This window comes from Salinibacterium sp. dk2585 (genome assembly GCF_008001035.1).
Taxonomy (GTDB): Bacteria; Actinomycetota; Actinomycetes; order Actinomycetales; family Microbacteriaceae; genus Homoserinimonas.
Genome location: NZ_CP042856.1, coordinates 1487559 through 1501553 on the forward strand (window position 1 = coordinate 1487559; position 13995 = coordinate 1501553).

The 13995-nt window shown below is 67.3% G+C and carries 9 protein-coding genes and 1 pseudogene; 4 read left to right on the forward strand and 6 right to left on the reverse strand.

Annotated elements, in window-relative coordinates; translation table 11 throughout:
- Positions 1 to 378: 378 nt before the first annotated feature.
- Positions 379 to 828 (reverse strand): nucleotidyl transferase AbiEii/AbiGii toxin family protein, encoded by a 450-nt coding sequence (locus tag FVA74_RS06965; protein WP_147721345.1) that lies wholly within the window; start codon positions 826 to 828, stop codon positions 379 to 381.
- 174 nt (positions 829 to 1002) lie between these two features.
- Positions 1003 to 3750, reverse strand: coding sequence for an AAA family ATPase (locus tag FVA74_RS06970; RefSeq protein WP_147721346.1), 2748 nt, complete (start codon positions 3748 to 3750; stop codon positions 1003 to 1005).
- A gap of 844 nt (positions 3751 to 4594) precedes the next feature.
- On the opposite strand from FVA74_RS06970, the gene FVA74_RS06975 reads away from it, so the two are divergent.
- Positions 4595 to 4876: a hypothetical protein gene (locus tag FVA74_RS06975; RefSeq protein WP_147721347.1), complete on the forward strand. Its 282-nt coding sequence runs from the start codon at positions 4595 to 4597 to the stop codon at positions 4874 to 4876.
- Between the two features lie 120 nt (positions 4877 to 4996).
- On the opposite strand, the gene FVA74_RS06980 is transcribed toward FVA74_RS06975, so the two are convergent.
- A complete protein-coding gene (locus tag FVA74_RS06980) occupies positions 4997 to 5761 on the reverse strand; it encodes a MerR family transcriptional regulator (protein ID WP_147721348.1) in 765 nt (254 codons plus the stop codon).
- A gap of 565 nt (positions 5762 to 6326) precedes the next feature.
- Here FVA74_RS06980 and FVA74_RS06985 point away from each other — a divergent pair.
- The 3 genes and pseudogenes from FVA74_RS06985 (at position 6327) to FVA74_RS06995 (ending at position 10897) form a co-directional block, all read left to right on the forward strand.
- A pseudogene (locus tag FVA74_RS06985) lies at positions 6327 to 7469 on the forward strand (ABC transporter ATP-binding protein).
- Between the two features lie 842 nt (positions 7470 to 8311).
- Positions 8312 to 8956: a hypothetical protein gene (locus tag FVA74_RS06990; RefSeq protein ID WP_147721349.1), complete on the forward strand. Its 645-nt coding sequence runs from the start codon at positions 8312 to 8314 to the stop codon at positions 8954 to 8956.
- Between the two features lie 297 nt (positions 8957 to 9253).
- Entirely contained in the window at positions 9254 to 10897 is a 1644-nt protein-coding gene (locus FVA74_RS06995; protein ID WP_240792153.1) for a carboxylesterase/lipase family protein, read from the forward strand.
- A 143-nt stretch (positions 10898 to 11040) separates the two neighbouring features.
- On the opposite strand, the gene FVA74_RS07000 is transcribed toward FVA74_RS06995, so the two are convergent.
- The 3 genes from FVA74_RS07000 to FVA74_RS07010 form a co-directional block, all read right to left on the reverse strand.
- Complete coding sequence (locus FVA74_RS07000; protein ID WP_168220080.1) at positions 11041 to 11709, reverse strand: DUF1345 domain-containing protein; 669 nt, start codon at positions 11707 to 11709, stop codon at positions 11041 to 11043.
- 259 nt (positions 11710 to 11968) lie between these two features.
- Complete coding sequence (locus FVA74_RS07005; protein WP_147721352.1) at positions 11969 to 12850, reverse strand: ABC transporter permease subunit; 882 nt, start codon at positions 12848 to 12850, stop codon at positions 11969 to 11971.
- The gene (locus FVA74_RS07010; protein WP_147721353.1) at positions 12847 to 13773 is read right to left on the reverse strand and encodes an ABC transporter ATP-binding protein; all 927 of its coding nucleotides are present in this window, start codon (positions 13771 to 13773) and stop codon (positions 12847 to 12849) included. Before FVA74_RS07010 ends, FVA74_RS07005 begins: the two co-directional genes overlap by 4 nt.
- Positions 13774 to 13995 lie beyond the last annotated feature (222 nt).

Genomic DNA, 13995 nt, shown 5'->3' on the forward strand with positions numbered 1-13995 from the left:
ACTAGCGATACGGATGCGCATTCGAAGAAGGCTCAGACGCAAGCGGTGTGGGGTGGGCCCTGCCGGGATCGAACCGACGACATCCTCGGTGTAAATGCGACCGAGACCCGATTGGCGCGAGCAGAAGGCCGGAAACATGCGGAACTTTCGTTCCTCAGGCCACCTTCAAACCCTCCGAGCCAGGCGTCGCAGTCACCACACAGTCACGAAATCTGACGGCCACTTGAAGGGGCAGCTCGTGCTGAGCGTCTTCTCGGACCTATCGACTGTTGTCGATCCGCCACTGTCGCACCGTTCTCGAACCGTCTGCGGTTCGGCTCTATTCGCCCGGATCTGCATGGCTGGATAGATGCGGCGAACCCCTTTTGGCGGATCGGGTCAGCGCAGCCGGTCGAGCGCGTCACGCACTCGCCGTGAAGCTTCCTCCGGACCGACGCGGATGCGGCCCTGGTGACCGAGCGACCTCTCCCACTCGTCCTCCGAGGGGATCAGATCGAAGGAGCGGTCGGTGACGTGCGTAAACGGCCCGAACCGGGCAAACAGCGCCGCCGCGGCGGCGTCGACCATCCCGGCCCCCGTCATGGCCCACAGATCGTAGAGATCGCGCGGGGCGTTCCGGTCCTGCCAGGAGGACAGCTTCGCGGCAGCGAACGCAGTCTCTTCCAGCCCGAGACATCGTCGCTCACCCCCGACGGTCTCCTCTCGGACCTCGTTGCGTACTCGCCGGACGACCTCGACCTCGAGGGGCCGACGGTGGCCGGAGCGGGGCACCGCGCTGGGCATCCCAGCACGTTTCAGCGCCGTCGCCGTGCTGATCGGGGCGCTCATCGTGTATGCCGGCGGCTGGGGAAGACCACCGGGCGACGCGAACAGGCCGAGACCGGCGTCGTCCGGGAGACGCGCGCGCCGACTGATGCAGGGCGGCGCAGTACCAGCGCGGCAGGAACGACCGCCGCTTCGGCGCGAAGGCGACCCTTCCGACGAGTCCCTCCAATCCCGGGCTCAAGGGAGCCGCACTTCCCTGAGCTGGCGTCGAGAGGTGATGCCGAGCTTGCGGAAGATGTTACGTAGGTGGGCCTCGATCGTTCGGGGACTCAGGAAGAGCTGCAAACCGACCTCCCGGGATGTCGCGCCCGTCGCGACCAGTCGAGCGATCTGCAACTCGTGACTGGTGAGCGCAGTGGCCGGCGAAGCGGTGCGTTTCCGCGGATACTCGCCCGTCGCGCGCAACTCCAGGGCGGCGCGTTCGGCGAACGCCTCCGCGCCCATGGCTGACAGGAGCTCGTGCGCGACCCGGAGCTGTTCCCGGGCGTCTTGGCGCCGCCCTTCTCGGCGGAGCCACTCTCCATACACAAGGTGCGTGCGGCCGAGATAGCCCGTCATCCGGGATGCCCGGATTCGCTCGATCGCCTCGAGATACTGCTCTTCGGCAGCGGCTCCTGAGGTGGCCAACGCGCGCGAAAGCGCGGCCGCCCCGAGTGCCCACGGGGTGCCGCTGGCTTCGGCGCGGGCGCAGAGTTCGGTCAGCGCCGTGGCCGCGAGTTCGGGCTGACCGGCGCGAGTGGCAGCCTCAACCAGCTCGAGCAGGGCGAGGCCGGTGTTGGAGAGCTCGTTCGTCTCGCACCCCTCGGCCGCCGCGGTCGCAGCCGACTCGTAATCGCTCAAACCGTTGCGCAGCACGGCCAGCGAGTAGTTGGCGGTGGCCATCTCCGCGCCACCGCGGTGTCCCGCCGCGTTCTGTACGCTCGCCGCGTACAGCCGGGTGGTCTCGGTCTCGTGACCACGCCAAGACGCCAAGATGACCTCCGCATACCGCAACGGCACGGCGCCAGTCGCCAGCGTGATTGCCGACGCTTCTGCGGAGAGCTCTGCCGCCTGGGACAGCTCGCCGGTGAGCACGAGTATCCCGGCGTGGCCGACGAGCGCCCCCGGCAGGGTGGCCAGCGCACCGGACTCGCGGGCCAGCCGGACGTTGCGTGCCGCCAGCACACGCAGCCGCTCCTCGTCGAACAGGGCGGCCGCGCTCCGCGTCGCGAGCCACAGCCAGCGGCGGCTGCCCATCTCACCCAGCGCCTCCCCGTCGAACCCGTGATCGTGGAACGCCTCGATCGCTCCGCGCACTGCGGGCGCTCCCTCCACGTACCCCCGCGTGAAGGTCACGATCAGGGCGTCGAGCAGCAGATCCGACGGCGTCGGCGGTCCCGGGGGCGGCGGCGCTCCGAGAGCCGCCGCGGCCACTTCGCGCGCGCCGCGGACTTTTCCGGCCCCGCCGATGATCATTGCCGCGTCGATCGCGTGGAGATACGTCTCGCGAGCCAAGGCGGGATCGAGCGGGGCGAGAGTCTCGGCGGCGTCGAGCAGCATGCCCGGCACCTCTGCACCCTGTGTCAGCTGGAAGGCGATTCGTGCTCGGAGGAGCCCGAGTCGGGCGCGCTGCAGCTCGTCCAGCGGCCCGACCGCCGCGACGTCCAAAAGTTCCGCCGCCGCCATCGACGCCCCGGAGTCGTGCTTTGCGTGGGCCGCTGCCAGCGCCCGCCGGGCGCGGGCGGCCGGTTCGGGTGAGAGATCCGCAGCCTGCTGCAGGAACGCGGCGGCGGCGGCCACTCCGCCGCGTTCGCGTGTCCGATCGGCCGAGCGCTCCAGCTCGGCCGCAACCTCCTCGTCTTGCCCCCACACTGCTTGCGCTCGATGCCAGGCATAACGGTCCGGGTGGACCTGCGGGTCGATGGCGGTGGCGAGCGCCGCATGCACGCGTCGGCGATCGGTCGGTGAGGCGGCGCGGTAGACGGCTGAGCGCACGAGCGGGTGACGGAATCGCACACGGGTATCGATCTCCAGCAGCCCTGAGTCTTCCGCGGGCCCCGCAGCTTCGCGAGGCACCCCCAGGTGCTCGGCCGCTCGCCAGAGCAGAGCCCCATCTCCGGTCGGTTCGGCGGCGGCGAGCAACAGCAGCAACTGCGCCTGGGCGGAAAGCTCAGCCGACCGGCGATGGAAGACCTCCTCGACTCGGCGCGGGACGGTGAGCGAGTCCGGAACCTCGAACCCGCCCGCGAGCCGGCTGGGCGGCGTGCTCCGTGGCAGCTCCAGGAGCGCGAGAGGGTTACCACGCGACTCCGCAAGGATCCGGTCACGCACGTCGTCATCGAGCGGGGCTCTGACTCCCGCGGCCAGCAGCATCCGGGCGTCGTTCTCGGGAAGACCGTTCACCCGCAGCTCGGGCGACAGGCCGGCCAGGGGATCAATGTCGTCGATGCCCACGTCGCGCGCGGCGAATAACAGTGCGACTCGCTCGGCCGAGATCCGTCGGGCGACGAACGTCAGGACCTGCGCCGAGGCCTGGTCGATCCATTGTGCGTCGTCGACGAGGCACAGTAGCGGGCCCTGCTCGGCGACTTCGGCCAGGAGGCTCAGCGTCGCGAGCCCGACGAGGAAAGGGTCGGGTACCGCACCGCTGCGCAGCCCGAGGGCCACACCGAGAGCGGCCTGCTGCGGCTCCGGCAGCGCATCGGCATGGTCGAGCAACGGCGCACACAACTGGTGGAGGGCCGCGAATGCGAACTGCGTCTCGGACTCGGCCCCGCAGCATCCCGCGACTTCGAAGCCGAGAGACGTCGCGGCCTCGCGGGCATGCTCGAGTAATGCGGTCTTGCCGATGCCGGCTTCACCTCGCACCACCAGGGTCCCGCTGCGGCCGGCCTGCGCCTCGACGAGCAAGTGGTCGAGCGCGTCGCGCTCTGCGCGACGCCCCAAGAGAGTTACCAAGGCGGTTCCCGTCCAAGCCTCGCGGGTTCCGTTCGAACCCCGTGAAAGTGTGTGCTAACGACACACAATATATCCAGGGGTGATAGGCACGGATGGGGAGTCGGGTGGCTACATATCCTGCCCAGGGCGAACCGTACCCGGTTCTTTGCGCTCATATGCGGGTGCCAGCACGGAGCCGGACAACTCGAACCTCCCCGAACGGCCAGCGGTCGCCTCTGTCGCACCGCCTCTCATGCAGACAGGTGTTGGGCACGCACTCTCCGAACCCTGTCTGGGACGCACAATTGAATGAGTAGAGAGAAGACGGGTACTTCGCCGCAGACGCGGTCCGGGCTGGCGGCTGATGCCGCCCTGGCCGGAGCGGCCCTCATTCGACTTCGGAAGCCATTGGCCGCCTGGCCTCACTCCACGAGAAGTAGCAGGTCGTTCCGGACCTGAGAGGCGAGCGCCGTTGACTCCTGACCTTCCACGAGGAGTGCTGCGATGGCGGATTTGAGTGCCCGCCTGGCTTCGCCAGGGTCGAAGCTAGACGCGAGCGTTGGCTCTATCGCCTCCGTCACCTGCTGGGGCAACGTGCGAGCATCCCTCGCCTGCCAACCGCTCAGACCGACTCGCCGCCGATTCCGTCCATCCATCTCAGCGGTCCCGTCACGGTCGCCCATCATGCCGCGACGTCGCCGTGGGCCAGCCCCGGCGACTCTAGGCGGACGCTTGACCGTGTTCCGACAACACGGTGTTCGCTGAACGTCATGAGAAACGAGAACGCGCGAGGTTCACGCCCGCGCCAACGATACGAGCAACATCGATCCGCGAGATCGCGAGGATTCGAGCGATGAAACCCATTCGAGTCGCGCTCCTCGCCGTCATCATCTTTGCCTGGGTGATCGCGGCAGGGAGCTTCGTCAACAGCATCGCCGACGTCTCCAGTTTTCCTGGCGGCGTGCGGAGCGTGCTCGCGCTGTGGCCGGATGCGGACACCGTCGCCGGCACAGCCGTCCGGTTCGGCGCGGTGGCGGTGCTCATCGCCGGGATCGTCGGCTACAGAGCGCTCGGCAAGCGGGTCAAGCGCCGGCAGGCGCTCCCCGCGGACGCCGACGCCGACGCCGAACCGTGATCCACATTGATGAGAAGCGCGCCAGGTATCTCGTGCTCATCAGCAACGTGACGCAGAACTACTTCACGGCTACCGGGCTGAAGAAGTACAAGGAATAAGGGCGTTGCGATCCCGGCGCGGCTATTCGGACGCGCGCCCCTCGTCGGCCGGATCGGCATCGCGCTGCTGCATCTGCTCATGCGCGAGCCGGCTCGCCCGGACGATCACGTCGAGCTGCGCTGGGTTGTAGAGGGCGGCCACCGACTCGATGAGAGTGTCCTGCGTCGCCTTGAGGCTCTTGGAGACGTGCCCGGTTTGATCGCTCAACCAGTGGTAGTCGGACAGATGCCTCGCGATGCTCGGTGCATACTGCTCAGCCACCCGCTGTCGGGTGTGCTCGTCGGCGTCGGGCGCCAACGTGTCGAACGCACCGCCGACATCTTCCGGCTCCGACTCGACCATTTCACGGAGATCTGCCATCGCCTCCTCGTCATACAGCCGGGAGTAGATGAGCATGAGCGCCCGCTCCGGCTTGGACAGCTTCGACGCGACTCCTTCGAAACCGGGAGGCAGGTCCGTCACGGAAGAGCCGATAAGGATCGCACTGATCTCAGCGCGAGCACGCTGGAGCCGCTCGATGCTCTTCGCGAGATCCGCATCAACCGCCGTCAGCGCCGCAGTGGGAGTGTCGTCGCCGAACCCCACCTGCTGAATCCGGTCGACGGGCACTCCCAGGTCGCGCAGGCGGCGGATCTGCAGGAGTCGGATCAGATGCCGGACCTCGTACTTCTTGTACCCGTTCGACATGCGATCAGGTTCCTCGAGCACGCCCACGCGGTGGTAGTGGCGGACGGTGTTCACGGTCGTCCCGGCAAGATCCGCGATCTCTCGTGTGCTCCACGCCATGTGCGGCCCCTTCCTCGTGCACCTCAGCTAAGACCATGTTCCGGGGACACAGTCAAGCCGCTCCCGGCTGCCGGGGGCGGCACCGAGCACCAGCCGAACTCGGAGCGCCCGCGTCAGCGAAGGGTCAGCGCCCGGAGATCCCGGCGGGAGGTGATCTCGAGCTTGCAAAGCATTGAGGGTCCCGCGCCCGACCAGGAACCGGTCGGGCGCGGGACCGCCTTCCTGCCCGAACGCCACGCCGAGGGCTGCCCGCTGCGGATCGGGCAGCGCGCCCACGCGGTCCAGCAGGGGCGTGCATAACTGGTGCAGGCCGGGCGAACGCGAACTGTGTCTCGGACTCAACTCCGACCGCGGACTCCACTCGGAAGCCCAAGGAGTCCGCCAGGAGGCGGGCGTGATCGAGCAGCGCCGTCTGGTCGAGTCCCGGCAAGCGGCGTGATCGCACCCTGGAGGGCGCCGCTCTCGATGCGCTCGTTCTGCACCATCGCGGTCCGACCCGGGATCGCCCTCGGAGGAACCCGCCCGTCTGATGCCGCTCGTTCCCGCCCGGGACACGTACCTGCCGGTGAAGGAGAAAACTGAACATGGCTACTTACGCTTCGACCAGTCCACCCGCCTCTACCCGGGATCCACGGTCCCGGCCGTCGAGAAGCTCGACCTCCACGTGGATGACGGCGAGTTCCTCGTCCTCGTTGGCCCCTCCGGAAGCGGGAAGTCCACCGCGCTGCGCACGCTGGCCGGTCTCGAAGAGGTCAACGACGGTCGCATCCTGATCGGCGACCGCGACGTCACCGACGTGCCGCCGAAGGACCGCGACATCGCGATGGTGTCCCAGAACTACGCGCTGTAACCGAACATGACGGCGGCCGAGAACATGGGATTCGCGCTCAAGATCGTCGGCATCAAAACGGAGGAGCGGGCCAGCCGCGTCCGCGAGGCCGCGAAGCTGCTGGACCTCGAGCCGTACCTGGACCTCGAGCCGTACCTGAACCGCAAGCCGAAGGCGCTTCCCGGCGGTCAGCGGCAGCGGGTGGCGATGGGTCGCGCGATCGTGCGGCAGCCGCAGGTGTTCCTCATGGACGAGCCGCTCTCGAACCTCGACGCGAAGCTCCGGGTGCAGACGCGCACGCAGATCGCGTCGCTGCAGCTCCGGCTCGGCGTCACCACCGTCTACGTCACCACGACCAGACCGAGGCCCTGACGATGGGCGACCGGATCGCCGTGCTGAAGGACGGCGTCCTGCAGCAGGTCGGCACCCCGCGCGACCTCTACGAGAAGCCGAACTACGTTTTCGTCGCGGGCTTCATCGGCAGCCCCGCGATGAACCTGTTCCCTGCCGACGTCACCGAGGGTGGCGTCAAGTTCGGCACCGCCGTCGCTGCCACCGAGCGGGACGCCTTGGCGCGCGCGAGCTCGAGCACCGTCACCGTCGGCATCTGCCGCGAGGATGTGCTGGTCGCGACGAGCGGCGAGGGTCTGCAGCTCGAGGTCGACGTGATCGAGGAGCTGGGTGCGGGCGGCTACCTCTACGGCCACACGCAGGTCAACGGGGCGCGGCTCGACATCGTCGCTCGCGTCGACGGCCGCAACCACCCGATGGCCGGTGACCGGTGACCACATCTTCATCACCCCGAAGCCGCAGCACATCCACGTTTTCGACCAGGTGACCGGCGAGCGCCTGTCGAAGGCCGCGATCGCCGCCGCCTGACCAGCGGAAGCAGGAAGCGGCCGTGCCCCTTGAGGTGCGGCCGCTTCTCTTTGCTGGCCCGGGATGCTGCCGGCCGCTCTGCATCCGCTGACGCTGTTTCGTCGCAACATGGTCAAGGTTTCCGGCAGTGCGCGAGTCGCATCCGCGAGAGCGTCGAAGGGTGCCGGGGCGCCGTCGTCCAACGACAGGGTGGATGAGAACCCGAACCGATGCTGCGCTCCCCCGGCCGCCGACGAATCGCGCGAGATCGGCGCGAGAGGTGCGTTGTAAGCATGGCGGAGCACACGAGTGGGCGCGGATAGCGCCGGTACCACCGTGAATGCGTTGCGGCACTACCTCTGCCTTGACCATGTGGCGACAACAGGGTGTCGACTCTTCACGGAACCAGGGAAGAAAAGCGTTCAGTAAGAACCGCAGCCGGCAGGTGGCTGTCAGACCGCAAGCTGCGTCCGGCACGCGCGGTTCGGAGCGCGACACCTCAGGGAAAAGGAAACCTCGATGCTGCGAAGAGTCGGAATCGGAGTCGGACTCACCGGCACCATCAGCGGAATGGTCGGGTCGCTGTGGCACGCGCTTCTTCCGACGCCGGACGCGAACATCGGCGCAGGAATGCTCGTCGTCGCCGGAATGACGTTGGCCACGGTCGGTGTCGCCCTGTGTGCCCTCTCACTCATCTCGGACCGCAGGAAACGCATCCTCGAGGGTTTTCAGCATGCTTCCGTCGTCTCTGGGCGGGAGAAGGCAGCCCCGTGGGCGGCGGCCCGCCCTTCCGACGTCAAGAGGGCGGCCACTGCACGAGCGCCGCGTCGACCACCCATTGCAGAGCAGCATGAGAGGGACATGTGGCGCGCAACGAAACGGTGAAGCCCGGGGACGGCCATACGCTGTCGAACTATCGCTGGTGGCAGCTGTTTTCACGGTCCCTCCTCCATCTGCACCTCACCGGCGAGGGCGGCACACCGGAGACCTGGTCCGTCGACGTGCGGCACGGGGGCGATTCAGACGGCGAGGTGCACGCGCGGCTCTACCGCAATGGTGTCCACCAGGCCAGCGCTACGCTTCCCGCCGCGTTCGCGGTGCCTGGTGGCACCATCGAAGTCGCGGTCAGCAACTTCGGGCTCAGGCGTGGCCACTATGTCTCGCACGACGGTTCGGAGCGGCAGCTTGAACCCGATCCCGCCTCGGCCGAAGGACGGCGCGCCCGCCTTGAAAGAACCAACCCGGCGCTGAGTCGTGCCGTTGGCATCGCGTCGGTGAGCGTGCTTTCGGTCGCTCTTGTGCTCGGCGTGCCGCAGCTTGTCGAGCAGCTCACGCAGCTCCCACCCATCGCGGAGAGCATCGGCACGTTTTCCAGCCCGCTCCACCTCCCCGACTGGGCAAACGTGTCGCTTCTTGTCGGAACGCTCGTAGCGAGCACCGAGCGTGCACTCCGGCTGCGCTACAACCGGATCCTCGATGGCGGGCTTCTCGACGGTGGTGACGAGTGAACCGGCCGCTCGGCCCGGACACCGTCCCCGCCGACCGCCCAGACGAAGAGGGATGACGTGCGCGCGCGGACACAACCAGGAGGCGGAGAGGCCCAAGCAGCGAGCTCTCCTCGAGGGCGGCTCGCGCAAGCCGCGGGATGCGCTCTCCCGATACTGTTCACGGCCGCCGGCGCGTCCGTCCTCGCCTGGCTCAATCGAAGTCCCTGGTGGGGATGGGCGCTTGCGGCAACGCTCCTGGCAGCCCTCGCTGTGTTCCTGCATCGACTGCGTCGGCGTTCGGCCCTTCGTCGATGGGGAGTGTGGCTGCTCGGGACCGCAGTCATCAGCGCCACGGCCGTGTTCGCCTATCCACCCCTGGATACGCGAGCGGCCGGCGGAAGCAGTCCGGCCGTCACGGAATTGGTCTCGACACGCGAGGGGCCCGTGCGCGGCGTGTTCAACGAGGCGCGCACGGTGGAGATCTTCGCGGGCATCCCATACGCCCGGCCGCCGGTCGCGGATCTGCGCTGGCGCGCACCGGAGCCACCCGAGGAGCGCGACACGGTGTTCGTCGCCGACCGGTTCTCCGCCGTACCAGTGCAGGGAGAGTCGACCTTCTTCACCCGGGCTCTCTCGCAGATCGTCGACGTTCCCCTCGAGGGCACCTTGCTCAACCCGTTCCGGACCAGTGAGGACAGCCTGACTCTCAACATCTGGCGGAGCGCTGCGCCGGTGGAGGAGAAGCTCCCGGTGATGGTCTACATCCCGGGCGGCGGTTTCACGACCGGCTCCGGTGCTCTGCCGCTCTACGACGGGGAAGCCCTCGCCTCCCGAGGGAGCGTGATCACGATCACGCTCAACTACCGCCTGGGCGTGTTCGGGTTCCTCTCTCACCCCGAGCTGGCAGAAGCGTCCGGCCAGACCGCTTCCGGCAACTTCGGCATCCTGGATCAGATCGCGGCGCTCGAGTGGGTACGGGACAACATCGCGTCGTTCGGCGGCGACCCTGATCGACTGACGATCGCGGGCGAATCCGCCGGAGGAGAGAGCGTGTGCGTTCTGGGTGCGACGCCGCTCGCGGTGGGGCTGTTCGACGGCATCATCGCGGGCAGCGGCGCCTGCATGGGGACGACCGGGGACACCGAGGCGGGTGATCAGTTCGATACGCGCGAGGTGGCAGACGACGCAGGCCTTCGCCTGAGCACGCGATTGGGCGGGGCGACGATCGAAGAAATGCGATCGATGCCCGTCGATCGCATCCTCGATGCATCCGCAGATCTCGCGTCCCACTGGCGCCCCTCCGTCGACGGTCGCGTCCTCCCGCGGCCCCCTGCTGACCTCTACGCTGCAGGACAGCAACACGACGTCCCGATCCTCGTCGGCAGCAATGCCCACGAAGCGTCGCTTGCGCTCGCCCTTCCGGCCGACTCCGACGTGGACGAGTATCAGTCGTCGGTTCAGAAGACGTATGGCGAACTGGCTGGCAGCTTCCTCGACCTCTACCCCGGAGACACGCCGGAGCAGGTGCTCGAGTCCTCCTTGCAAGCGCAGACCGACCGTGTCATGACTCGCGCGATGCACCGGTGGGCACACCTGCAGACCCAGTCGGGAACAGCGGATGCCTTTCTCTACTTCTTCTCGCACACACCCCCGGAGAAGAAACTTGCGGAGTTCGGCGCCTATCACGGAGCGGAAGTCGCGTACGCCTACGACAATCTAGGAGCCGACAGTGGCGCCGCCTACACCGATGCCGACCATCGCTTGCGGGATCAGATGAGCGCGCACTGGGTCTCGTTCGTCCGGACCGGCGACCCCGGCGCGCTCACCCGACACGACTGGCCGAATGTGGAGGACGCCCCTGGACAAGTGATGGAGTTCAGCGTCGACGGCGGAGAAATGACGGCCCGTCCGCGTGCGGCGGCAATCGACTTCTGGCTCGCCTACGAGGGCCCGTTGCCGTGACCGTTGGCCTCTGGGATGCGAGTCGCGATAGCGAAAGTGGGACTCGCTGATTTCGAGCGCCGTACGGCAACTGAAACGGTGTGCCGAGGATGACCAAGTCCGTTCGGCCTGCCGCTGACTTTCAGGTCTGCAAGAACCCTCGTTCAGCTGAACAGGCCGCCGAACAGGAGGGAGACCATCATCGCGATTACCACCGAGTTGAAGACGAACGCGATGATCACGTTGGTGCGTACGACGCGCCATGCTCGGCGCGAATTGAGCTGAGCGGGTGTCGTGGCCGCCATAGTGGAGAGCAGCACGGCGAGGGTCACGTAGTCGCCGAAGCGTGCCCGCTCGGGAAAGTGGAAGCGCACGTGTTCGCCGTCGTCGGCGACCCCGAGGCGCAGGTAGGTCTGCGCGAACGAGAAGACCATGAGTATCCAGGAACTCGCGACCATTGACAGGGCTGCGGCGATGTAGACGGCTTCCCCGCGAAACTCGGGGCGCTGCCCGATCACCACGGTGACGATGACGGCGACGACGGCGGCCGAGATGGTCGTGTTGGTGGTGCCCGTCAGTCCGAGCAGCCGGGACAGCAGGCGTCGCTCGCCTTCATCGTCGGCTGCGATTACCTGCGCGAGGGAGGCGTGATCGAGCCGCGAGTACACCCACGACCCCCAGGCGACGTAGACGAGTGTGTAGGTGGGCCAGAGGATGACGAAGGCCGTCACTTGCATCTGCAATGTTTCGCTCAGGTCGACATCGGTGAACCGGATGATGGCCAGCAGGACAAGCGCCGTGACGAGCGTGGCCACCACGGTGCTGACGGTCACCCGCACGACGTCGGTTTTCCAACGAAATGCCGGCGCCGTGCGCCGTGCGCCCTGCCATGGTCGGGGCCGCGCGTGCTGTGGGCTCATACCGCCATCTTTCAGGATGCTGGCTCGCGAGGAAGAGCTGAAAGCCTCGATCGGTAGGGACTTACGGCTGGCTCTGCTCTAGTTCTGCACAGATAGGCTCTGCGCATGACCAGAGCGGGTACGTGCGCTGATTCAGCAACGGTCCTCATCCTCGGACGCGTCATGCGATCGCTCACGCATCGCGACGCTTGAGCGTCACGATCGCCACGCTGAACAGTACGACGACCCAGACCACGAGGCCGAGAGCCCCCTGCCACGGTTCGAGGACCCAGAGACCATCGGCTCGGTTGAGCGGTGAGCCCGGTGCAACGAACTCGGCGTAGCCCGGGTGGCTGGTGAGGGCTCGGCCCAGGTTGAACGGGAGCAGCGCTACGAGGTTCTGCAACCAGACCTGCGACGCGGCACCACCGGCCACGAGGCCGAGCCCGAGCGGTACGACGAACACGAGTCCGAGTGCCGTGGCGATGCCGCTAGCGATGTTGCGCAGGCACGCGCCGATCGCGAAGGCGATGAGCCCGACCATCACGAGGTAGCCGACGCTGCCGATCATGGCACGCCAGTAGTGCGGGTCGTCGAGGCGGATGTCGATGCCGTTCCCGGCGAGAAGCGGGATGGAGATCGGGATCGTGACGGCCACCGCCATTGCACCTATAAGGAAGGTGATGACGGCGAACACCAACGCTTTGGCGAGCAGCGCGGGAACCCGACGCGGTACAGCCGTGAGGGTGGACCTGATCATCCCGCTGCTGTATTCGCCAGCAATCACCAGCACGCCCAACACGCCCACGATAAGAACGTTGATATCGGTGCTGAGATTGATGACATTCACGCCGGCATACTGCTGGCCTGTCTGTGCGACCTCTCCGTCGAACCAGGCGAAACTCGTCGAGGAGGACATCTGAGCTCCCACACCGACGGTGATCGCGACGATGGCGGCGTAGATCCACCAGGTCGATCGGATGCTGCGGAGCTTGATCCACTCGGAGTGGATGATCCCTCCGATGCTGAGGTTCTGCCCTCTGGCCGCGAAGACTGGAGTGGTGCTCGCGCTCATCGGGTGCCCTCCGAAGGGATGTGAGTGGTCGTGTACTCGGCCTCATCACGAGTCAGTTCCAAGTACGCCTCTTCGAGAGACCTCGTCACGGGCGTGAGCTCGTAGACGATGATGCCGGCTCCGGCCGCGATCTCCGCGATGCGCGCCGCGGCGACCTGGGTGACCGAGAGGAGGCCCGTCTCGGCGCTGGTGACGCCGGCGCCCTGCGCGGCGAGCAGCGCGCCGAGACGGGCAGCATCGTTCGCACGCACCAGCACGGAGTCCCCCGACGCCTTCGCGAGGATCTGGCTGACAGGTGCATCAGCGAGCACCCTTCCGCGCCCGAGCACGATCAGATGCTCCGCGGTCTGCGCCATCTCGCTCATCAGGTGCGACGAGAGCAAGACCGTCCTCCCTTCCGCGGCGAGGGTGCGGGCGAGTCGGCGCACCCAAACGACGCCCTCGGGGTCGAGCCCGTTGACCGGTTCGTCGAGGATAAGCGTGGCGGGGTCGCCGAGCAGTGCGGTGGCGAGCCCGAGGCGCTGTCCCATTCCCAGCGAGAAGCCGCGTACGCGCTTCCGCGCCACCGAGTCGAGACCGGCGAGGCGGATGACCTCGTCGACGCGCTTCGTTCCGATGCGATGCGTCGCCGCCATGGCGAGCAGATGGTCGCGGGCGGTGCGCCCTGGGTGCACGGCACGCGCGTCGAGGAGCACTCCCACCTCGTGCAGCGGCGACCGGTGGTCTTCGTAGGACCGCCCGTTGATCGTTACCGTGCCGGAGGTGGGGCGATCGAGCCCGACGATCATGCGCATCGTCGTCGACTTGCCCGCCCCATTCGGGCCGAGGAAACCGGTTACTCGTCCCGGAGCGACCGAGAAGTCGATGCCGTCGACGGCGGTCTTCGGTCCGTAGCGTTTGGTCAGGGACTGAGCGTGAATCACACGATTCCATTCTCTGCGGTGCCGCAGGTCGTACTGCCGGGCGAGAAACTAGCTCACCTAGTGGAAACTATGTGGCAGGGACAGTGTCAAGAGGGACACCCCCGTGCTGATCGCGACTTCGTCCATTGCGTGGCAAGTGGCGGGCGCGGGCCTACGCCAGCGGGCGCATAATCGCGACTCGCACGTTCACGCTCAAGACCGACGCCCGCACCTAGAAGCCGA